Genomic DNA, 19,989 nt, shown 5'->3' with positions numbered 1-19,989 from the left:
GCTGCGCCTCAGAGTTGGCGCAGTTTCTGGGTCACACCTTCTGCAGCGTGATGCACCAACATCCCCAATCGATCCTCGCCGCCGTCACTCATGTTGATATCAGGCAGTGAGATACCAAGCGCGGCGATTGCCTCACCGTCGGGCAACAGGATGGGGGCTCCGAAGCTCAGGATGCGGTCGCGGAACTCTCCGCGGTCAAACGCATAACCGCGTTTTAGCGTTTCCTGCATATCCTCGGCGACTTGTTCCAATGTCGTCAGGGTTTTGTCTGTGTACCGTGCCAACTGGCCCTCGAGCTTGTCGCGCAATTGATCAAAATTTCTCGACAGAATGGCCTTGCCCGTTCCTACGCAATGAATTGGGGCGCTGCCACCGACGGGATTCCAAGACCTGATTGGCTTCAGGCTTTCAACCTTGTCTATATAGATGACACTCAATCCTTCAGGCACCGCCAGATAAATCGCCTCACCGGTTTCCTGACTTAGATAGGCCATCTCAGGTGCTGCAGCAGCTCGCAGGTTGAGGTTTTCGACCGAACTGCGCCCAACCTGCCATGTCTTCAGCGTGGCGGCATAAGTCTTGTCATCAAGGTGTTTCACATACCCAAGCGTGATCAAGGTCTGCAACAGCCGGAACGTGTTCGATTTTGTCAGTTCCAGTTCGCGCGACAGTTCGGTCACTCCTTTGCTGCCCTGATGCGCTGCGAGATTCTCCAGAATGGCAAGGCCTTTGGATAGGGTCGAATCCACCTTTGGGGCTTTTGGTGCTTCACTCACTGTTCGTCCTTTCTGCGCAGTCTGTTCTGTATAGCAGAACGGGAAACGGCTTCAAATGATGGTTGATCATGAACCGTCAGATCAGGCACTTCACCTTCGAAACGGCGTATGTCCACCATGGTCGAATGTGACGCCGGGCTTTGGGTCAGGCTTGATGTGCGCAGATCATGGGTCAGGGCATTGGGGTTGCCGTGCCTGTCCCGTTCCTGAGGGGCATCATAGTCAGGGTCGTACCAGGCTCCTGTCCACAGGAAGACGCAGCCTTTCAGAATGTCCGGCGTCACACGAGCCCCGGCCAGACACCGCCCGCGATCGCTAAGAAGTTCCACGACATCGCCATCCGCGATCCCTTTGGCCGCTGCGTCGTCGGGGTGGATCAGAACTGGCTCCCGCCCCTGCACTTTCAGGCTGAGGCTATAGTCGCCATTGTCCAGCTGCGAATGCAAACGTGTGCCCGGTTGACCCGAAAGCAGATAAAGCGGCCGTGTGCCTGCTGCGGCATCGCGCGGCTCAAACCATGTCGGATGGCCGGGGCAATCCTCCAACTGAAACCCCGATATCTGATCTGAGAAAATTTCAATGCGCCCGCTTGGCGTCGGCAATGGATGCGCGTCGGGGCCGTGGCGGAACTCTGCCATGAACACCTGCGCCGGAGACGGATCGCGCAGTTCGACTATGTCGCCCTGAATGAAGGCATCCCAGTCAGGCAAGCTTTCACCGCTTGCCAATGCCGCGTCCTGTGTTTGGGTCCAGATCCGACGTAACCAGCCGTCGCAGTCCAGCCCGTCCGAGAACAGCTCGGCGTTGCCCATGCGGCTGGCGAGTTCTGTGTAGATGTCAAATTCGATCCGCGCCTCTCCGGGCGGTTCGGCGCTGGCGGGCATCGGGACCAGAGCGTTATCCGACTTGCCCCCACCAAAATCCGTCCGTTCCTGCGGGGCTGCAACTGGCAGAACGATATCGGCATGACGCGCCGTGGCAGTCCAGTTCAATTCGTTCACGATGATGGTTTCAGGGCGTTGAAAAGCCGCGTGCAGACGCCGCAGGTCCTGATGATGGTGGAACGGATTTCCTCCAGCCCACCAGATCAGGCGAATATCCGGGAAAACCCGATCTGTGCCCTTGTACGTGTAGGTGCCGCCGGGGTTAAGAAGCATGTCCGATATCATTGCCACCGGGATGAAGTCAGACACCGGGTTTTTGCCCTGCGGCAACGTCCCCCAGCGGAACGGACGCTCGATATTGCCGATATTGGCGTTCACACCGTAGCCGATCGTGTAACCGCCACCGGGCAACCCGATTTGCCCAAGCATCGCCGCCAGCGTGACCGTCATCCACAACGGCTGCTCACCATAGTCGGCCCGCTGAACTGCAGCGGCGCAGGTGATCATTGTACGGCCTGCCGCCATTTCCCGCGCCAGCGAAACGATGCGATCCGCAGGAACACCCGAGACCGACGCCGCCCATCGGGCGGATTTTGCGATCCCATCGGAGACGCCCATGAGATAGGCGGCAAACTTGTCGAATCCGACCGTATACCGGTCAAGGAATTCCGCGTCGTGCAGGCCTTCTGTCAGCAGCGTGTGCGCCAGTCCCATCATAACGGCGGTATCGGTGCCGGGCTTGGGCGGTACCCACTCTGCCCCGATCTCGGCATCGGCATCCGTTTTCAACGGGCTGAAGTTTACGAATTTCACGCCGGATGCGGCGCAGGCTTTCAGGTTGTCCACCATTCTGTGGCGCGCCACCCCGCCATCGCTGACCTGTGTGTTGCGTGTGGCCATACCGCCAAACATCACCACCAGATCAGAGTGTTTGGCAATCACCGGCCATCGGGTGGCCTGCGCAACATGCGCTCTGAACGGGCCAACAATATAAGGCATCAGCACAAGGGCCGCGTTGTAGCTGTAATTGCCCTCAGAGCGAACAAAACCGCCCTGCCCGTTCAGGAAACGCTTGAGCTGGCTTTGGGCATGGTGAAAGCGCCCCGCGCTTGACCAGCCATAGGACCCGGCAAAAATCGCCTGATTGCCATGCGCGCTGCGCACCCGGGTCAGGTCGGTGGCAATCAGATCCAGCGCATCGTCCCAACTGACTTCGACAAAATTGTCGCGTCCTCGCACCCCCTTCCCTTCCAGCCAGCCGCGACGAACCGCGGGTCGCAGAACGCGCGCTTTTCCATTCAGACTTGAAGCTATGTTGCGGTTGATCTCAGAGGGATTCGGATCATCCGGGTGCGCATGCACTGCCACCAGTTTGCCATTTCTGGTTTCAGAGATACCCGCACCCCAGTGGTTACCTGTCAAGGTTCGGGAGGTTTCTTCGGTCACGCTACTGTTCCGATATAATAAACTAATATTCCGAATATTGACACAATTTTAGCGGACTGTCATCATTCCGAAAGGCTTCAGAGGGCGCAAAAGTGCAGGACACCCCATTCAGTTTAGCAGACTGCCTGGTGCAGGATGGTCGGCCCGATCACGCAGAGGGTCGGCACGTGAACATGCCAATCGAACTTGGCTCAACAATGGTGTTTGACACCTTTGCAGCGTTCGACGCGGCCCGCGACGCCCGATACGAGAGCGGTACACTCTATTATGGGCGCTACGGAAACGCGGCAACGCACAAGCTGGAGCTGATGCTGGCAAAGCTTGAGGGTGCGGAAGCGATCACTCTGACATCTTCGGGCGTAGCGGCTATCACAACCGCGCTGATGGCCCTGACCCGGCCCGGCAGCCATGTTCTGGTCGCCGACAACGTATATGGTAATACAAGGGCCTTTTGCGACGGGTTGCTGACACAACAGGGGGTAATGGTCGAATACTTCGATCCCCTGATTGGCCGTGAGATAGGCAATCTGATTCGTTCGGAAACAGCGGCGATCATGTTTGAAAGCCCAGGCTCGGGAACGTTCGAGATGCCCGATATCCGGGGCATAGCGGCGGCTGCAAAATCGGCAAATGTGCCGACCATCCTAGATAACACATGGGGGACACCTGTTTTCAGCCAGCCCCTGTCCTGGGATGTCGACATTTTGGTGTATTCCGGCAGCAAATACATCTCGGGCCATTCCGATTGCATGCTGGGCATCACGGCAAGCAACGCGGCATATGCGCAGGTTATTCGAAAAGCGGTTATGCAGATCGGTGATAAAACCGGGGGCCAGGAGATCCTGCTGGCTCTGCGTGGCCTCAGGACCCTGAAGCTGCGGATGGAGTATTTCGACAAGGCCGGGCGCGAGATGGCGATGTGGTTTGCTGCGCAGCCGCAGGTCAAAACTGTTCTGCACCCCGCGCTGCCCTCCTGCCCGGGTCACGGGAACTGGGCGCGGGACTTTACCGGGGCAGCGGGTCTGTTCGGCGTCATCTTCCACACAACCAGCGAAAGCGCCGTCCACGCCTTTGTTGATGCACTGCATCATTTCGGAATTGGCGTCAGCTGGGGTGGATATGAAAGCCTTGCCTTGCCCGTCACGCCGGTGCGCACGGCAACGGACTGGCTGGAAACCGGCCAGCTTGTCCGCTTCAATATCGGTTTGGAGGACCTTGAGAGCCTGAAATCGGACCTCGCCCGGGCGCTTCCTTTGCTTGACGAATAAGGAACCAGAATGCTCAACAAAATTGACCACTTCGCCATCGGTGCGGACACACTTGAACAAGGCGTCGCAGCGATGAAGCAGGCCTTGGGCGTTGACGTGCCTCAAGGCTCAAAACACGACGCCATGGGTACGCATAACTGTGTCATGCAAGCCGGGAACGACAGCTTTTTCGAACTGATCGCAATTGACCCCACAACCCCCGATCCGGGCCGGGTCCGGTGGTTTACTCTGGACGATCCTGACACACAAACCCTCCTGAACGACCGCCCGCGTGCCTTGTGCTGGGTTGTGAATACCGACGATCTGGACGGCGTTATCGCTGCAAGCCCTGTCGATCTGGGCGAAGTCGTCAATTTCCAGCGCGGTGATCGAACCTGGCGTCTGACCGTTCCCAAAGACGGGCATCTGCCGGAAAACGGGCTGCTTCCGGCGTTCATTGAATGGTCTCCGGGTCCGCACCCGTCTAAGGGTCAGCAGAATCTGGGTGTCACTTTGGCCAAAGTTCAGGTTCAGACACCGGATGCCGACCGCATGAAGGACCTGTTTGCGAAGCTGCAGATCTCGCATTTGGCCGACATATCCGAGGGTCCGGCCGCGCTGTCATTTGTTCTGGAAAGCCCGAACGGGACTGTAACGCTGGATTAAACGATAGGTGCCGCATAGCGGTGCCTTCGGTCGACCTGAGCCCAAAGCCGGATGGCCAGGTATCCATTACGATCACTTAGGTCATTCGCGACGCCGCCTCTGCGACCGGTGCATTTGCTTGCGCAGGGCAGCCAGAGAAGTTGGGGGGTTACCGCTCAGCAACTTTCATGCGCCGTTTGAGGTATTCACCATACTGGCCAAGCCCGAACAGGAAGACCCAGTAGATTGCCGCGACAAAGGCCAGAACCTCGATGTAATAGGGTGCCCATTCGCCCGTGCCAAAGGCCGCATTGGCCGAGGCGAGGATATCGAAGAACCCGATGATGATGACGATGGCGGTTTCCTTGAAGGTCACAACCACATTGTTGACCGTCGCTGGCAGCGCATGGCGGAACACCTGCGGCAGCACGATCCGCCCGAGGATTTGCCAATAGCTCAGCCCCAGCGCCTTGCCCGCTTCGAACTGGCCCTTGGGGATGGCCTGAAAACCGCCACGCAGAACCTCGGCCTGATAGCAGGCGAAGAATAGGCCGAAGGCGATGATCACCCGCCAGATCTTGTCCCCTTCCAGCCAGCTGGGCAGCAGGATCGGAATCACAACAGCCGCAGTGAACAGGGTTGTCAGCAGCGGCAAAGACCGGATCAGGTCGATCACCAGCGAGGCAAAGCCACGCACCACCGGCATTTCCGAGCGGCGCATCAGCGCCAGACCCAGCCCCATCGGCATACCGATCAGCACCACGCTGGAGAACAGGAACAGCGTCAGCGCCAGCCCGCCCCACTGGTCGGTGGTGACCTGCGGCAGACCCAGCAGGCTGCCCTCCATCAAAAGGTAGTAGATCGCAAAACCGGCGATCCAGATGGTCGACAGTCGCCTGGCGGTCCAGGTCCACGGGAAACAGGAAATCACCACAGTGCCTATAATCGACAGGCATGCCAGGGTGGATCGCCAGTGCTCTTCATAAGGGTACAGGCCGAACAGGATCAGACGGTGCCGCGCGTCGATAACGGACCAGCAGGCTCCGCCATGGCCACATTGCTCCACGTCATCAGCACTCCAAACCGCATTGAGGATGCCCCAGTTCAACGCCTGCCAGACCAGCCATGCGAGGCTTGCAAAGACAACAACGGTGATAACCGAGTCCATCGGCGTGGCAAAAGAGCGACGGCGAAATTGCTGCCAGTCAAATTTCCTGGTGAGGACCGCATCAGCCATATCAATGCGCCTTCAGTTTGAGGCTTTCGTTCAGCCAGTTGACGAATTGAGCAATTGAGAAGTTGACCAGCAGAAACGCGCCCATAAGGATGGCGATCAGCTCCAGCGTCTGCCCGGATTGCGTGATCGAGGTTGAGACGATGTAGAACAGGTCCGAAAACCCGATGGCAACGCCGATCGTTGTGGCTTTCATGATGAAAATCCACTGGTTGCCAAGCGGCGGAATAATCGTTCGCAGTGCCATCGGCATCTTGATCCGCGCCCAGATCGCGCGCCGGGTCAGCCCCAGCGCCTCGCCAGCCTCGATCAGCCCCTTGGGCACTTCGGCAAGGCCGCCGCGCACAACCTCGGCGATATAGGCCGAGCCGTACAGCGTGATGGCAATGATCATGACCAGCAGTTCAGGAGAAATGGTCAGACCACCGACAAAGCGCAGCCCCTTGAGTTCAGGCCACGAGATCGCGCCCTCACCCGCGGGAACCGACAGGCCGGTTGCGATCAGGACCATGAAGAACCCCAGACCAATCAGGGCGAGCGCAATCCTGAAAACGCTGATTTTCATCCGCGCCATGAAAAACGCCGCAGCGATCAGGGCCAGCACCATGAAAAGAGCAACGGTCAGTGATACGTTCAGCAACGGGATCATCAGCCCGCGATTGGACAGAAAGATCGCCTCACCCACGGACATCGCCTGTCTGGGTCCCGGCAGGTGAATCACGATGGCGTACCAGAAGATTCCCTGAAGGATCAGCGGAATGTTCCGAAACGTCTGGATATAGACGGCAGCTGCGGTTTTCAGCGCCGGATTGCGCGCGTCACGAAACGTCCCGATGAGGAAACCGAAAACAGTGGACAGCACAATGGTCAGAAAGCCCAGAAAAACCGTGTTCATGAACCCGATTGTCAAGGTCCGGGCATAGCTGTCGTTGATATCCCGCTCGATCAGCGAGAAAGAGTAGGACCAGCCGGTAGACCGCTCGAGGAACCCAAAGCCGCTGGCAAGACCCAAAGCACTCAGGTTTATCCTGGCACTTTGGATGGCACCGATAACGATAAGCGCGGAAAAAACGATCAGCCCGCTTTGGATAATCAGCTTGCGCCTGTTGGCGCGCGCCTTCAACTCGGATGCGTCCATGGCTTTTAATCTTCTGATTTTCAGGGAGAATACGGAGCCGCAATACCACGCGGCCCCGCGTCTAGGTTAGCTTTTAGTCAAGCTGCGGCGCGTACAGAACACCGCCGTGGCTCCAGAGGTTGTTCAAACCGCGTTCCAGTTTGTACGGGCTGTTGTCGCCCAGATTGCGGTGGTAGATTTCACCATAGTTGCCCATGGCCGCGATCATCTCTTTCGCCCATGTGTCGCGCAGCCCCAGACGTTCGCCCATGCCCGGTTCGGCGCCCAGCAGACGGGCGATTTTCGGGTTGGGCGGGTTGGCTGCCATGTCTTCCACATTCTCGGACGTGATACCCTCTTCTTCGGCAATCAGAAGCGCCGCCAGCATCCAGTTGGTGAAATCGACAAAGCCCTCATCCCCCTGACGCATTGCGGCCGAGATCGGTTCGTTCGACAGTTGATCATTCAGAATGACATGCGCATCCGGGTTTTCCATCTCGGTGGCACGCAGAACGGCCAGGAACGGGCCCCATGCCACAAAGCTGTCGCACCGGTTGGCCAGATAGGCAGCACGCAGTTCGGACGCCTTTTCATAGCTGACCATGGTGTGTTCGACGGCAATGCTTTGCAGATAGTTCGCGGCAATCCGTTCAATAGTCGTACCTGCCTCGACGCAGATGGTGCCACCTTCCAGATCTTTCGCTTCGGTGATGCCCAGGTCGCCATGCGCCATGAACTGTGCGCCTCCGAAGAAATAGGGGATCGAGAACTGCAGACCCAATTCGGTGTCGCGACCCATGGTCCAGCCGGTCGCCTTGATGATGACATCGACATCACCCGATTGCAGTGCAGGGAACCGCTGCGCCCAACTCAGAGGAACAATCTGGGCTTTGCTCGGATCGCCGAGCAGCGCTGTGGTCATCGCGCGGCAGAGGTCAATATCAAGCCCTTTCCACTCGTTCTTATCGTTCACTTCGACAAAACCGAAATACGACCCGTTATGGCCCGAGCACAACATGGTGCCACGCTCTTGGATTGCCTTGATCGTCGGGCTTTCCGCCAGTGCCAGGTCAGGGAACGCCATCCCTGCCACCACAGCCAAACCTGCCGCCAAACCTTTGATTCGCATTTTTCCAACTCCACTGTTGTTCTGTATATCAGCACATTTGTATTGATATAGAGAATGTATAAGTTGACCCAGCGAGTCAATAGTTTCGAAACTGAGACTTAAGTTTTGTCGGAACGGACCGGTCGGACTTGCTCAGACTTTGAGCAATCAATGTTCGAGACCTCACGAAACGCGCCTTTGAAATCGAAATGCGAACTCCACCCGCCCTAAAAGAATCCGTCGACTTGATCGCGCGTGGGTGACTGATGTCACGTATTTGAGGACACACGGGGGTTTCGCATATCTCTGTATCGTCATCGGCCTGTTCTCTCGGCGTGTTGTCGGCTTGGCGGTCCAGTCGCGACAGACACCAGAACTTTCTTTGCAGGCTTTGCTGATGGCGATTTTGCGTAGAAAGCCCGAGCTTGGTCTGCTTATCCGCTCCGACCAAGGTGCCCAATTCACAAGCCGTGAATGGGCGGCGCTCTTGCGCGAATTCAATCTGGAACACTCCATGCACCGCAGGGGAATTTGCCATGATAACGCAGTGGCCGAGAGCTTCTTTCAGCTTCTGAAGCGGGAAAAGTCAGAGGGCCGAAGTCTCGTACCCACGCAGAAGCTAGGGGCACCTCAAACACCGATGTTAGCCAGAATACGAACCCAAACTCTTAGAACATCATGCAGTCTCCGCCCGGGGGAAGCGGCGGTGATCCTTCAGGCAAGGTGGGCGTGTAGTCAAATGTCACAATCTTCGCGCCGCCGTCGAATGCCACGAACAGTTGGTTAGATCCCGGCCTGATGGCGATGCCTTCCGGGTCAGTTCCGAATTCCAACAGACTTTGCTGGGCGAGCAGTTGGCCATCCGCCGTGAACTCATACAGGCTGTTTGATCCTTCCCAGTCATCAACGATCAGCATGTGACCGGTGCGTGGGTCAATCGCGATGCCCTGTGCCTCGCTTAAAGGGGGAGAGAGTTTCATGGTATCCAACCTCGCCGCCAAAGCACCCTCGGGAGTGAACCAGGACAACCGTTCGGGGTCATCCTCTACGGTTACGATCTGCCCCTTCGCATTGATCGCGATCCCCTCGGTGTCTGCGAACCCGCCGTCCAATCTGAAAGGTGCTCCGAGTGGCTCGCCATCTTTGGTGACACGTTGAAGACTGCCAAGACCATCGCCGAGCAACAAGTGATCCCCTTCAATAGCAATCGCTTTGATACGGAAGAGATCGCTGGATATGCGGCGCAACTCATCACCTTGCAATGTAACGAGAATGGCTTCGGGACCCTCGTTCGCAATCCACAACCCGCAAAACGTCGGATCGTAGTCGAGACTTGCGGGTTGATTGAGCTCATAACGCCCTGTTTCGCGAAGCTGCAATGCCGTGGCCGGGGTCGACACAGCAAAAATCAATAAGGCAGTGGTCCTCACAAACACTCAGTATGCTCCTAGCTGACGTAGAAAGGTGGGACGGTGTCGTGACGGGTCAATACAAAGAACGATTGATCTCCTAACACAGAGGCCACCACATTGCCTGGTCAGAGAGACAGAGAACGCCAAGAAAAGGCGCAAGGTTGCGCGAGTTCAAACTTCCCGCGCTGCCAACCAAGGTGAAGAACTGGAGCAGTTTCTTGCATCGCTGCGAGACCCGAGATGCCGTATCTCGCAACACCTATAGAGGGGTTTGTCGCGTTACCACTCCCGGCGCTAAGTGCTGCTTGGCTTTGGTGCTACCAATTGCAGAATTTGATCTGATTTATCCAAATTCACAGAAGGTTTGGTGTTGTGCCCAGAAACGCTCAAGCTTCGGCGATCAATGTGCCCCAACTGGAAAAGCCACCGTCTGTCTCGCAGATGATCGTCTCCATCCCGGTTACCGCATCGTTCCCAAAATAGCAGTCCGCAAACACACCAGTGCCAACAAATGATACGGTCAGGGCAACAAGGCCCAAAGCTGCAATCCTCTTCATGATACTCACTCCTTCAGATAAGCGTCATGTGGGAGTTGTTCTTTGCTGAAAGGACTTTGCTTTGATTAAGTTATTTTAATTTATGAGTGTCTGTGGAGTTGCCTCATCGGAAAGCAGCACGCTCTGAACGCTCGCCAAGGAACGGCGGGTTCAGCAGCCAAAATGAAGAAACCGCCCATCCGCGTTCAGGAATTGGCACTATTCGACCTCAAACGGTGTCAAGCAGACCTATTTGAAGATCACAGACTTCTCTTGGGAGGCTTTCAGTAAAACCCAATCTCGTTGACATCTACACGGGCCTCGTGATCACGCCCGTAGGCTACAACTCCAACTGAAGTGATTTCGTCAGCAACCGGAATAGCGCGCAACATGGCGCCTGAAGCCCTAAAGCCTGATAGTGGTAAGTAAACTTCGGCCCACTCGTCAGAAGTTGCGAACTCGGCCTGATAGTATTGCCACGGAAGCACCGTGCCTCGCGTTCTGAGGTGAACGAAATATGTCTCGCCATTCCCCCGCACCAATAGCCTGACGCCTGATACACCTGCATCTGGCCGATCAGACAACTTGCGCCGGAACTGGATGAAGCCGCCGTTATTTTCCGTACTGATGGTTCCGGTCAGCCGCGCGAATGCAACATCACCTTCCGAACGAAACTGCACCTGGCCTGAAGAAACTCCTCCCATGACGGTGTCGGCAACGTAGTCCCAACGCGTCTCCGGAGACTTGGAGAAGTCTTCAGTTAATTTTTCATCAGCCTGAACCATTGTGCATCCGATGATAACAAAACCTGAAACAAGCCCAATGAAATTGGCACGCATATTGTTCCTTCTCAATTCAGTATCGCAATGGAGAGGTTCAGCGCCGTGGCAAATGCGACCCATGCAAAGTAAGGCATGAAGGCCAGTGCGGAAACCCGATCTGAAGCCCTGACCCGAGCGATGAACATAGCGATCACAATCAGCAACCCGACAATGACCACAAGTGCAAACCATGGCAGTTGCAGTACGAAAAAGGCTGGGGACCACAAAAAATTCAGACCCACCTGCGCCCACCACAGTCTCATCGCAGTCGAGCTTCGGTCTGTTTCAAACTGACGCCAACCAACCATCGCGATCAAGACATATAGCACCGTCCAAACTGGTCCAAAAATCCAATTTGGTGGATTGAAAGCCGGTTTAGAAAGCTGAGCATACCATTCGCCAGGTGCGGTCAGTGTTCCGATCAGGATACCGCCGCCCACCATGAGCGCAAGGAATGCTACGCGGATCAACCAATTGAACATTTTGGGATAGCTTTCAACAGTCCTTGGTCGTCACGTTCACAAGCGCTTCGGAAGAGAAGGTCGCAGTATTGGCCTCATCCGCATCGGTATAGGACACCGTGGCGCCTTCGATCTCGGACCCCGTTACGGTGATTTCGCGTTGCCCGATAGTGTCATCTACATCAATGGTAAAGGCGAGTGTGTCCCCGGCTGCGAGAGTGGCGATCTCAAGTTCAATTGTGTCTTGCCCGTCAACGACCGCTGGAATTTGCCGCAGAGCATCAGCACCCTCCACGAATTCAAGCGGTTGGTATACCTCTACACCTGCGCCTTGTTCGGTAACGTCGAAAATCAGACGTCCCGCAGATTGCGACAAGTCAATTCTGAGGGTCGAGGCTTCAACATCGCAAGCTCCGACATTTGTCAAAACAAAACGGTCTTTGGGTGCGCCTTCTATAAAGCGAATTTGCACGCCAGCTTGAAGCGAAGTAGCTGCAAATAATCCGAGGGTCGCTGCAAGAGCACTCTTCGGGAGCATATTTATCTCCATTCTAAAGATTTCTTGGTAGATACGCTTCGGCGGGTTTCTTGGATCAGGCTTACGTCCTTTGACCATCGTGGTTCAGTCGACAGGAACTTTCGAAGCTCCATGCACCGCTATCATGGGGGTTAAGTCAAAAAATGATCGCGCAGCATCGGTCACAATAGGTTCGTTGCCGAGTTCGAAGGCGATGTAGCAATGGCGAGGACTGCATCGCCCATGAAGAGCATGGACGTCGTTAGCGCTCCGATAAAGTTACTGCGGTCGCAGCCCGCAGAGCTGCCGTTCGGTGCAACTGCTCAACTTGAGTGATGGCCAATGTCTTGAGAGCGGACTTTCGTTGTGGCAAACGCTAAGGTTTGCGGCCAAGGTCAGGCAGGCTCGGCGGCAGCCGACAATCAGGATTTTCCTCTCGGCTCCAGTCGCGCCATCCTAGCCGGTTGCGATGGATGGATCACCCGCACAAAATCCCAACAAGTGTTACTACATACTGCCAGCTTTCACCCGCAGTAAGAAGTAAGTGCTAACTAACAAGGCAATAGGTTCTAAGAAAATCAAACGGGCAGCATGGCAAATCTAAAGAGACGAAGGCAGTTCTGCCGGCACAAACGAGCGTCGGTAGGCGTGTTTCCCGGCTTCCTAACGACAAAATACCGCTATTGTGTCGGATAGCTTACCTCTGAAGGACATGCTTCGTACGTGGAACTTAAAGCTTCCGGGCATTCGATCGCGTTCAGGCTATGCGGCTCGATACAGACACTGATGCTGAAAAAATAACTCTTCCCGTCGAGATTATTGATACACTGCAATTCTGGTGTCACACCAAAGGCATCCTTTATGGCGGCTTCAATTTTCGTAGTCTTCAAAAGCGAGCCAGAACCGGGGTCACTGGGTGTAATTCCAGCGCTCGTGAGTGCGGAAGTTACATTGAATTGGTCATGCAGCTTCGCGCCGATATCGAAGTACTGCTCCATAGAGGTCATGTTTGCGTCGCACTGAATAGAACACGTTCCATGTTTGTCCCATTCATGTTCCCACGTCCAGAATTCGTACTTATCTTCCAGATCAATCTTCTTCAGAATGGGGTTGGGCCACACGCGCTTGAGCTCACCCTCAATCGGATCAAGCAGATCGGCGTCAAAAGTTTCCCCTTGGCATTGAGCAAGGTAATTCTCAGTCCCTTCGTCTTCGGGCCAAAGACCATGGACGACCCAACCGTAGGATGCATCATATGTATCGCACGAACTTGAATCCGTCTTGAGACAGAGCGTCGGTATCCAATCCTGGACAAAACGATAGTACGAAAAGCCTTCACAGCTTGTGGTGGTGCCGGAATCGCTTTGATCCAACTCTTGGCCTTGCGCCAACACAGGGTAAAAAAAGGCCAAACATACAACGCAGACCACTCTAAGGGCCAAGATCGGCATAACTAGTGTATAAGAGGACCCGTATCGCATTGTGTTGATAAACGGCATTATTTTAATAAGGTTTTGTTGCTTCATCTGAAACAATTTTGCAGATTCACTGAAACAAGTCTAGCGAACACCAAGCGACCGAGGGGATCAACCGATGCCCGAAAGCAGGAGAATTTTGTTTGCAAACTCTCAACGGATGGTTCGAAAACGAGGCAAAAAAACAGAGCCACCTAGTTTCTCTTTACTCGTGCCTGCTCACGAACCGCCTCGCCCCCTATTTTGTGTTTAGACTGCGCTACCTCTTCGCGCTGGAGGTCCTGGCGCTTTGTGTACATGTTGCTGAATTCATAATTCTCTCGGCACATCTCCCGTCGTCCAGCGTAATCCTCATCTTTCTGTTTCGTGCAGGTGCATTGACAATCAGGGGAGCTTGGTGGGGTGCATTAGAAGTAATGAGAGAGCGCATACGCGCGTTTCGAGGGCAGGAAGCAACAGACCGAACCGGTGCTGAGATTTCAGTCTGGCTTGTATTTTCGATATTCATTGGCTCCGTCTTCGCCATTGGGATGCTTGGTCTGTCGGGTTGGAGCTACATCCAGGCAGGTTCCAACGAGGCGGCATTTCTGATCTCGGTCTACATTGCCGTCATCGCGATCGAACTGGCACTGCAATTTCCAATGCAGGTGCTGCATTCAGGTATCTACGCAAGACGGCGGATTTTCCGGTCCTTTTGGTCGGTCTTGATCCCGACCGTACTTCAGATTGCCGTATTGGTCACTCTGATACCAATTGCACCAGTCGCCGCGCTGATCGTGTCAATTCTTGCATCATCCGCTTGTGCACTTGTCGTCTCGCTTGTCTACGTGCTGAGGATGTACCAGATAACCGGAATACGGGCGAAACTGTCTCTTGGTTGGTCAGGTCTACACACGTTCCTTTCCAATTTGCCAGTTCGGGCTTTCGTGATCTCTGCGATATCCGGCCTGGCCCTTCGGGTGGATGGCATTCTCGTTCTGGCCATTTTGGGGCTAAGCAATTTTGGAGGCCAATCCATCTCGCTGGCCAATGGGCATCCTCAATGGAACTCGCCGCATCTGGGCGTGTATCTGTATCTCATTCTTCCGACTGTCCGCGCCGCCTATTCTTGGACCACGTTATTCTACTTTGATCTGGTCCGGCTGCGTTTGTCCCCACTTTATACGCAGATGCGAGCGCTTCTGTTCCGCCGGCTCACTTGGACAGCGATCGTTCTCGCAACAGTTTTTTGGGGTTTGAGTTTTGCTGTTTCGAGGATTGTCTACTCAGATATTTCGGTGACTTTTCTTGTTGCTTTGCTGCCTGTCTTTATCGTGAGGGCCTGGCTTGGTCTGTTGCAGATGCGCGCCTTTACAATGGGATATCACGTGCGCGTCATCTTATCCGTTGTTACGCTTGCAATGGCAATTTTTCTGATAGCGGTCAGCGAGTTTGCCAATCCCTATGAGTTGGCCGAAGTGATAGCAGGGTTCTGCCTGGCCTGTGCGATACTTTTATGTGCCGAGTGGTTGTTCAGACCAGGCACCCCATCGGTGCAGCAATCGCTTTACGACCTCAGAGCGCTCATCGATGAACTTGACGATCAGACACCTGTGTACAGGGCTCGTCTTGAAAATGGGCTTCGAAACAGCACGCGCGCATCGATCAGCTCGATGTTCAATGAACAGTTGGAGGGGCGCGGACACTGGGCCTGGTTGCAGCACAATTCGATCCTGTACTTCGAATCAAAAACAGAAGTTGGTAAATCGATCAATCCAAGGGACCTGGTGGCATGCACCGGAGGAGGTATCTATTCAGTAGAACGATTGTGCCATCCTCTGGAGAATTCGAAAGAGCGCGCAAAGTCAAAGCGGCGCGCATGGCACGCCAAACACCAGGCGGATGTCAGCACGCTCACCAACGCGTTCAGAACTTACTGGCCGAATGGAACGGTTATTGACCTCGACGCGCCTGGCTATAGACGTGAATTAGGTGTTTTTTCCCCCGCTTTGCTACGTTCCGTTCTACCTGTCGCGTTGCGAGCATTCAAATCGGGGGAAGCGTTTGTCACACATGAGGAAACGAATATCTACCCACTCGTCACCGGCGGGCGGATTAGGATGATCTTTCTCGTAAACGCCAGCGATGGTTCACCGCTAGGCTCTCCTTGGTTGGGTGAGCTGCGTGATTGGCAAGCGGGAACTCTCGTCAAAAGAGATGTTGGCTAGGGTGATGGATAAACCACTGAACATCGACAAGGTTCTGTCGGACCCCAATGCCTACGAAGACGCCATTCGACACATCTATGAGAAGCGAAGGCTCAAGAACCAGAGCTTTAGAGAAGCCCATCTAGGCGTCAACTACATCGCCATCGATATGAAGCGCCGGAGGCTTGCACGTTTGCTCGCAAAGACTGTTGCAAGCGGTGAATACAAGCTTTCTTCTGTGGACATGTGGATGTTGGAGCATGGTGGAAAATGGCGCCCTGCCCACCGTCCAACCCTGCCGGATCTGATTGTTGGCACAGTCATCGCAAAGGTCCTGTCACAGAATGCCCGCGTCATGGGGCAGCCCGGCGTATATGCCTATCAACCTGGGCTGAGCAATTACACAGCACTCTCCGATTTTGCACGATTTGTCCGAAGGCCAGAGCACAAGAACGGTCTATTCGTCATGCAGTCAGATTTTACACGCTATGGCGAAAACATCCCAGTACACAAGGATGCAATCGTCTGGGACGAGCTACGGCGAGTCGCAGATATTGGCACCAGTTCTGGCGCATCCGAGAACGCATGGGCATTGATTGTAGGGCTGGTCCGCCCGGTTACGATTGCACCAGATGGCACATCTTTTTCGCGCTTGTTTGGTATTCCCATGGGGACCCCAATCGTGGCCGTAACAAGCAATCTTGCGATCAATCAACTCGATCTCCGCATGTCCGCGTACCCCGGTGCATTCTTCGCGCGCTTCAACGATGATTTCCTCTTTGCGCATCAAGACCCGGATGTAGTCAAAGACGCCGATACTGCCATTGACGGCATGTTAGAGACCCTCGGCGTCACCCGAAAGCCTGAGAAAACCAAGCGCAGCTACCTGAATGGGGCCGGCAAAACCCTCGAGGATTGGCCTGAATTTACGGGCCGATCCAGGATCGAGTTTCTCGGCCTCGCCGCGCATCACTCCGGGACACTTGGCTGGACGCAGGAGCGTCTCAACCGCTTTTTCAAGTTCCTTTGCAAACGGCTCGATCAGGTATCAAACAACCTCAACGGAGTGCCTATGCACGATCGTGCCAGTGTGCTGGTTGAAACGGCCAAGACGCTTCTCGATCCGGCAAGTTCATTTTCACCGGTGATCACGCAGGCGCTCATCCGTGATACAACCAACCGGGCTGTTTTGACGGATCTTGATAACCGTATCGCTAAAAAAATTGCACAACTAATCACCGGGCGTTCAGGTGTGGTCGGGTTTCGATCCTATCCGCCCAAACGACTTCGTCAAATGGGGCTGCCGTCTCTGTTAGAAATCCGAAATTTGCGTTGATGCAGATATGCACTATACAGAACACGAGGGTCGCGGCTCGCGCGATTTCGCGCTATCTATGGCCGCCCAAAGAGACTGCGGTTTTCGGGCTGCTTGTTGTTAAGTTGATCCCCGCGGCCCTCATATACCCAAAGCGAAGAATGCTTTTACTCACAGATAAGTAAGCTGCCCGTCTTCGGAGTCCTTGGGACGGATCCGCTCCGGAGTTCTTGAGTTTTGGCAGTTCGCAATCCTACTCGGCACGAAACATCCCGATTTTCTGTAAGCAGACCTTTGGTCGGCTTGAAGGATGGGGCAGTGAGGGCTCACAGCGGTCGACCGACGGTTCGGTTCGCTCAGCCTAAGCCACTGCAAGTACCGGGCCGTCCAAGAGCCGAACGAGGTCACCGAAATAGCCACCTGATCGGGCAGGCAACGTGGGATCAGAAGTTATTGCGACGGCGAGGTTGCGTTCGAAGTGTGCTGCGATGATTTGGCCGCCATAGCCTCTCGCCAGGGCATAACCGGAAGACGACAGAAACCATCCGTATCCGTATGCGAGGCCTGACCAAGGGGATCGAGCGTGGGGTTTGGTTGAAGCCGCAATCCAACTTGTCGGAATGATCTGAATCCCGTGAAATGCCCCGCGATTACGCAGTAGGGTTGCGATCTCCAACATTGCCGTGGGTCTCATAGCCATCTCGTTTCCGCCAAGATAATAGCCTTGCGGGTCCCGCGTCCATGCGGGTATCTCGATTCCCAGCGGATCACCGAGCCTTTCTCGCGCCTGCAGAAGAAGGCTCTTCCCAGTAGCTTCAGCAAGAGCAGCCCCGAGGAGATGTGTTGAACCTGTTGAGTACAGCATGCGCGTCCCGGGTTCTGCCACCATCGGACGGGTCAGAGCGTCTGCAATCCAGTTTTTTGAACTTACCCAATCACCGTAGTTGGAGCCTGAAGTCCTCTCGAGACCCGCCCGCAGTGTCACTAAGTCCTCCATCGAGATCTCGGCTGCTCCGGCAGTGGCATCTGGTGGGAGAATGCCAGGTGCGACCTCGCCAAGAGTCGAAGTGACCGATGGGATTTCGCCGTTTTTGATCGCCACTCCGAGAAGTAAGGAGACAATGCTCTTTGAGCAGGATTTGATATTTGCCAGTCGGTTGAGACCGGGGCCGCGAGGTGCTTCGGCAAAGACTATGTCGTCGCCCCTTTTGACCTGAAGGGAATGTAGTTGCGGGAGCTGGCCAATCGCTTCGCTTAGTGCACTAGACTGTGCCTTCGCGATGTACGGAGCAGTAAGTGCAGCAGTTGCGGCTAAAACAAATTGTCGGCGGCTGATCATACCTGGAAATGTGGCTACTTTTGCGGGGATTTCTAGTCGCACTGGTCCATTATGTCGCGCACGTCAATTGCTTTAGTCCCTGCGCAAGCTCCGGGCGGGCAAAGATACGCTCCGGGCTCGTTTCGGACCTCCGCGCTGTTGCAGCACAGGCCCCTGCCCCGCCACCAGTTGATAACGCAGACGGCCCTTTCCAGACCTTCATCCCATAGTATCCATGCTGCGGCGCAGCCCGTCGAACCTGATGGGGTGGATGGCTCCTGCTCCAACCGGCGCCGCAATGCGCCATAGTACTGTTGTCATGACTGCTATAAGAGGTGCCACCCAATGCAGGTTACAACAATTGGCATAGATTTCGCCAAGAACATCTTTCAGGTCCACGGCATCGCTGAAAACGGCGATATTGTTTTCAATCGCTCGATAAGGCGGGCGCAGCTTTTGGCTTTCTTTGAAGACCTTCCTGCTTGTTAGGTTGGAATGGAAGCTTGCAGTTCGGGCCATTACTGGGCGCGTCAATTGAGCGCTCTCGGGCAAGATGTCCGTTTGATCCCAGCAATTACGTGAAGCCTTACGTCAAGCGCGGCAAATCTGATGCCGCCGATGCCGAAGCGGTCTGCGAAGCCGTGAAACGCCCGACCATGCGGTTTGTTGCAATCAAAACGGAAGAACAACAATGCGTCCTATTCCTTCATCGCGCTCGTGATCTCAGCCGCCCGAGCTCACACTCAAGCATCTGGTCAGCGTGACCCACTCACTTGACCGGGCTGAACAGGTGCGCCTGTTCGACTTCTGACACCTCCGGATCCTGCGTTCCTGATACAACGTTTGCCCTCCCTGATCCGGCGAGAAAACTCCCTGTTCCAGTGCTGAGTGAGTTTCTCGTGTAAGCCACTGAAAAACATACAGCTCTAACATGAGGAACTCTGAGTTCCAGATCCGTTTCTTAGAAATTCCCTGTAAATCGATGGTTATCAGGGAAATGCCACCCAAAGCGACCCCGACAAAATGCGACACTGAGAATGGGGTCCGAATTGTGCTATGAATGTACGCTCCCCTCCGTCTGTGATTGAAACCACGTCCTTCAACGCGCGGGAAATACGCCACAATTCCGGGTCAGAAAACACAACTTAAGTGAGACAGGCATGAGTGGCAGTGCTGTCAGACAAATTCGAACTAGGCTCAACTGGGCCAATAGAGATGCCCCTTGTGCCACACCAAGTTCACGCCACCCTGCTAGAGCCGCGGCGCGCGTCAGTTTAGAGGTGCCTCTGCTGGTTAGCAATCCTTCCCGATTGAAGTGGTTGTAGATAGAGGAATGGAAGCAGGCGAATTCCTGTCGACTTCGCATGCGCCTGAAACGCGGCATGGCACGTTGCGAAGAGATGTTGCGAAGAGATAGAGGGAACGAACGTACAGCATAACAGCCAAACGGATGATCTCGGTACTAGTTTAGAAGTACTTGAATGGCGACCG

16 protein-coding genes and 3 pseudogenes are annotated in these 19,989 nt (G+C 55.0%); 6 read left to right on the top strand and 13 right to left on the bottom strand.

Features of this window, described 5'->3' with window-relative positions:
• Nucleotides 1-8: 8 nt before the first annotated feature.
• On the bottom strand, nucleotides 9-776 hold the full coding sequence (locus ACR0KM_RS18170) for an IclR family transcriptional regulator (RefSeq protein WP_480825029.1): 768 nt from the start codon (nucleotides 774-776) through the stop codon (nucleotides 9-11).
• Complete coding sequence (locus ACR0KM_RS18165; RefSeq protein WP_480861053.1) at nucleotides 773-3,106, bottom strand: molybdopterin-dependent oxidoreductase; 2,334 nt, start codon at nucleotides 3,104-3,106, stop codon at nucleotides 773-775. The genes ACR0KM_RS18170 and ACR0KM_RS18165 overlap by 4 nt, the downstream gene beginning before the upstream one ends.
• A gap of 92 nt (nucleotides 3,107-3,198) precedes the next feature.
• On the opposite strand from ACR0KM_RS18165, the gene metC reads away from it, so the two are divergent.
• Both metC and ACR0KM_RS18155 read left to right on the top strand, forming a co-directional pair.
• The gene (metC, locus tag ACR0KM_RS18160) at nucleotides 3,199-4,374 is read left to right on the top strand and encodes a cystathionine beta-lyase (protein WP_480865533.1); all 1,176 of its coding nucleotides are present in this window, start codon (nucleotides 3,199-3,201) and stop codon (nucleotides 4,372-4,374) included.
• A gap of 9 nt (nucleotides 4,375-4,383) precedes the next feature.
• Entirely contained in the window at nucleotides 4,384-5,019 is a 636-nt protein-coding gene (locus ACR0KM_RS18155; protein ID WP_480861055.1) for a VOC family protein, read from the top strand.
• A 148-nt stretch (nucleotides 5,020-5,167) separates the two neighbouring features.
• Here the strand turns inward: ACR0KM_RS18155 and ACR0KM_RS18150 are convergent, their stop codons facing one another.
• The 3 genes from ACR0KM_RS18150 to ACR0KM_RS18140 form a co-directional block, all read right to left on the bottom strand.
• Nucleotides 5,168-6,235: an amino acid ABC transporter permease gene (locus ACR0KM_RS18150; protein WP_480861056.1), complete on the bottom strand. Its 1,068-nt coding sequence runs from the start codon at nucleotides 6,233-6,235 to the stop codon at nucleotides 5,168-5,170.
• 1 nt (nucleotide 6,236) lies between these two features.
• Nucleotides 6,237-7,370, bottom strand: a complete 1,134-nt coding sequence (locus ACR0KM_RS18145; RefSeq protein ID WP_480861058.1) for an ABC transporter permease subunit — start codon at nucleotides 7,368-7,370, stop codon at nucleotides 6,237-6,239.
• 73 nt (nucleotides 7,371-7,443) lie between these two features.
• Entirely contained in the window at nucleotides 7,444-8,478 is a 1,035-nt protein-coding gene (locus tag ACR0KM_RS18140; protein ID WP_480825039.1) for a transporter substrate-binding domain-containing protein, read from the bottom strand.
• 226 nt (nucleotides 8,479-8,704) lie between these two features.
• On the opposite strand from ACR0KM_RS18140, the pseudogene ACR0KM_RS18135 reads away from it, so the two are divergent.
• Nucleotides 8,705-9,058 (top strand): annotated as a pseudogene (locus ACR0KM_RS18135) (transposase); the annotation flags it as partial.
• A 67-nt stretch (nucleotides 9,059-9,125) separates the two neighbouring features.
• Here ACR0KM_RS18135 and ACR0KM_RS18130 read toward each other — a convergent pair.
• From ACR0KM_RS18130 to ACR0KM_RS18105, 6 genes are all read right to left on the bottom strand, one after another.
• Nucleotides 9,126-9,893 carry a hypothetical protein gene (locus ACR0KM_RS18130; RefSeq protein WP_480861060.1) on the bottom strand — a complete coding sequence of 256 codons (768 nt, stop codon included), beginning with the start codon at nucleotides 9,891-9,893 and terminating at the stop codon, nucleotides 9,126-9,128.
• Nucleotides 9,894-10,255: 362 nt separating this feature from the next.
• Nucleotides 10,256-10,426, bottom strand: coding sequence for a hypothetical protein (locus tag ACR0KM_RS18125; RefSeq protein ID WP_480861062.1), 171 nt, complete (start codon nucleotides 10,424-10,426; stop codon nucleotides 10,256-10,258).
• A gap of 263 nt (nucleotides 10,427-10,689) precedes the next feature.
• Nucleotides 10,690-11,244 carry a CIA30 family protein gene (locus tag ACR0KM_RS18120; protein WP_480861064.1) on the bottom strand — a complete coding sequence of 185 codons (555 nt, stop codon included), beginning with the start codon at nucleotides 11,242-11,244 and terminating at the stop codon, nucleotides 10,690-10,692.
• Between the two features lie 11 nt (nucleotides 11,245-11,255).
• Nucleotides 11,256-11,708, bottom strand: a complete 453-nt coding sequence (locus tag ACR0KM_RS18115; protein ID WP_480861065.1) for a TspO/MBR family protein — start codon at nucleotides 11,706-11,708, stop codon at nucleotides 11,256-11,258.
• Between the two features lie 13 nt (nucleotides 11,709-11,721).
• Entirely contained in the window at nucleotides 11,722-12,303 is a 582-nt protein-coding gene (locus ACR0KM_RS18110) for an aggregation factor core (RefSeq protein ID WP_480861067.1), read from the bottom strand.
• A gap of 581 nt (nucleotides 12,304-12,884) precedes the next feature.
• Nucleotides 12,885-13,577, bottom strand: coding sequence for a T2 family ribonuclease (locus ACR0KM_RS18105; RefSeq protein WP_480861068.1), 693 nt, complete (start codon nucleotides 13,575-13,577; stop codon nucleotides 12,885-12,887).
• 245 nt (nucleotides 13,578-13,822) lie between these two features.
• Here ACR0KM_RS18105 and ACR0KM_RS18100 point away from each other — a divergent pair, with 245 nt between their 5' ends.
• Nucleotides 13,823-15,886 (top strand): hypothetical protein, encoded by a 2,064-nt coding sequence (locus ACR0KM_RS18100; RefSeq protein WP_480861070.1) that lies wholly within the window; start codon nucleotides 13,823-13,825, stop codon nucleotides 15,884-15,886.
• A gap of 4 nt (nucleotides 15,887-15,890) precedes the next feature.
• Complete coding sequence (locus ACR0KM_RS18095) at nucleotides 15,891-17,201, top strand: RNA-dependent RNA polymerase family protein (RefSeq protein WP_480861072.1); 1,311 nt, start codon at nucleotides 15,891-15,893, stop codon at nucleotides 17,199-17,201.
• Between the two features lie 340 nt (nucleotides 17,202-17,541).
• Here the strand turns inward: ACR0KM_RS18095 and ACR0KM_RS18090 are convergent, their stop codons facing one another.
• A complete protein-coding gene (locus ACR0KM_RS18090; RefSeq protein WP_480861074.1) occupies nucleotides 17,542-18,519 on the bottom strand; it encodes a serine hydrolase domain-containing protein in 978 nt (325 codons plus the stop codon).
• A gap of 324 nt (nucleotides 18,520-18,843) precedes the next feature.
• Between ACR0KM_RS18090 and ACR0KM_RS18085 the strand changes: the two are divergent.
• Nucleotides 18,844-19,223 (top strand): annotated as a pseudogene (locus ACR0KM_RS18085) (IS110 family transposase); the annotation flags it as partial.
• A 503-nt stretch (nucleotides 19,224-19,726) separates the two neighbouring features.
• On the opposite strand, the pseudogene ACR0KM_RS18080 reads toward ACR0KM_RS18085, so the two are convergent.
• Nucleotides 19,727-19,891 (bottom strand): annotated as a pseudogene (locus tag ACR0KM_RS18080) (IS6 family transposase); the annotation flags it as partial.
• Nucleotides 19,892-19,989: the final 98 nt, after the last annotated feature.

The sequence above is a fragment of the Ruegeria sp. G10 genome (genome assembly GCF_056533645.1).
Note: the sequence above shows the minus strand (reverse complement) of the source record. Positions and strands in the feature narration are given on the sequence as shown.

What these genes read in the sequence shown, in the direction of transcription:
- ACR0KM_RS18155 (WP_480861055.1), top strand. Translation starts at nt 4,384, where the DNA reads ATGCTCAACAAAATTGACCACTTCGCCATCGGTGCGGACACACTTGAA.
- ACR0KM_RS18150 (WP_480861056.1), bottom strand. Translation starts at nt 6,235, where the DNA reads ATGGCTGATGCGGTCCTCACCAGGAAATTTGACTGGCAGCAATTTCGC.
- ACR0KM_RS18145 (WP_480861058.1), bottom strand. Translation starts at nt 7,370, where the DNA reads ATGGACGCATCCGAGTTGAAGGCGCGCGCCAACAGGCGCAAGCTGATT.
- ACR0KM_RS18140 (WP_480825039.1), bottom strand. Translation starts at nt 8,478, where the DNA reads ATGCGAATCAAAGGTTTGGCGGCAGGTTTGGCTGTGGTGGCAGGGATG.
- ACR0KM_RS18125 (WP_480861062.1), bottom strand. Translation starts at nt 10,426, where the DNA reads ATGAAGAGGATTGCAGCTTTGGGCCTTGTTGCCCTGACCGTATCATTT.
- ACR0KM_RS18120 (WP_480861064.1), bottom strand. Translation starts at nt 11,244, where the DNA reads ATGCGTGCCAATTTCATTGGGCTTGTTTCAGGTTTTGTTATCATCGGA.
- ACR0KM_RS18115 (WP_480861065.1), bottom strand. Translation starts at nt 11,708, where the DNA reads ATGTTCAATTGGTTGATCCGCGTAGCATTCCTTGCGCTCATGGTGGGC.
- ACR0KM_RS18110 (WP_480861067.1), bottom strand. Translation starts at nt 12,303, where the DNA reads ATGGTCAAAGGACGTAAGCCTGATCCAAGAAACCCGCCGAAGCGTATC.
- ACR0KM_RS18095 (WP_480861072.1), top strand. Translation starts at nt 15,891, where the DNA reads ATGGATAAACCACTGAACATCGACAAGGTTCTGTCGGACCCCAATGCC.
- ACR0KM_RS18090 (WP_480861074.1), bottom strand. Translation starts at nt 18,519, where the DNA reads ATGATCAGCCGCCGACAATTTGTTTTAGCCGCAACTGCTGCACTTACT.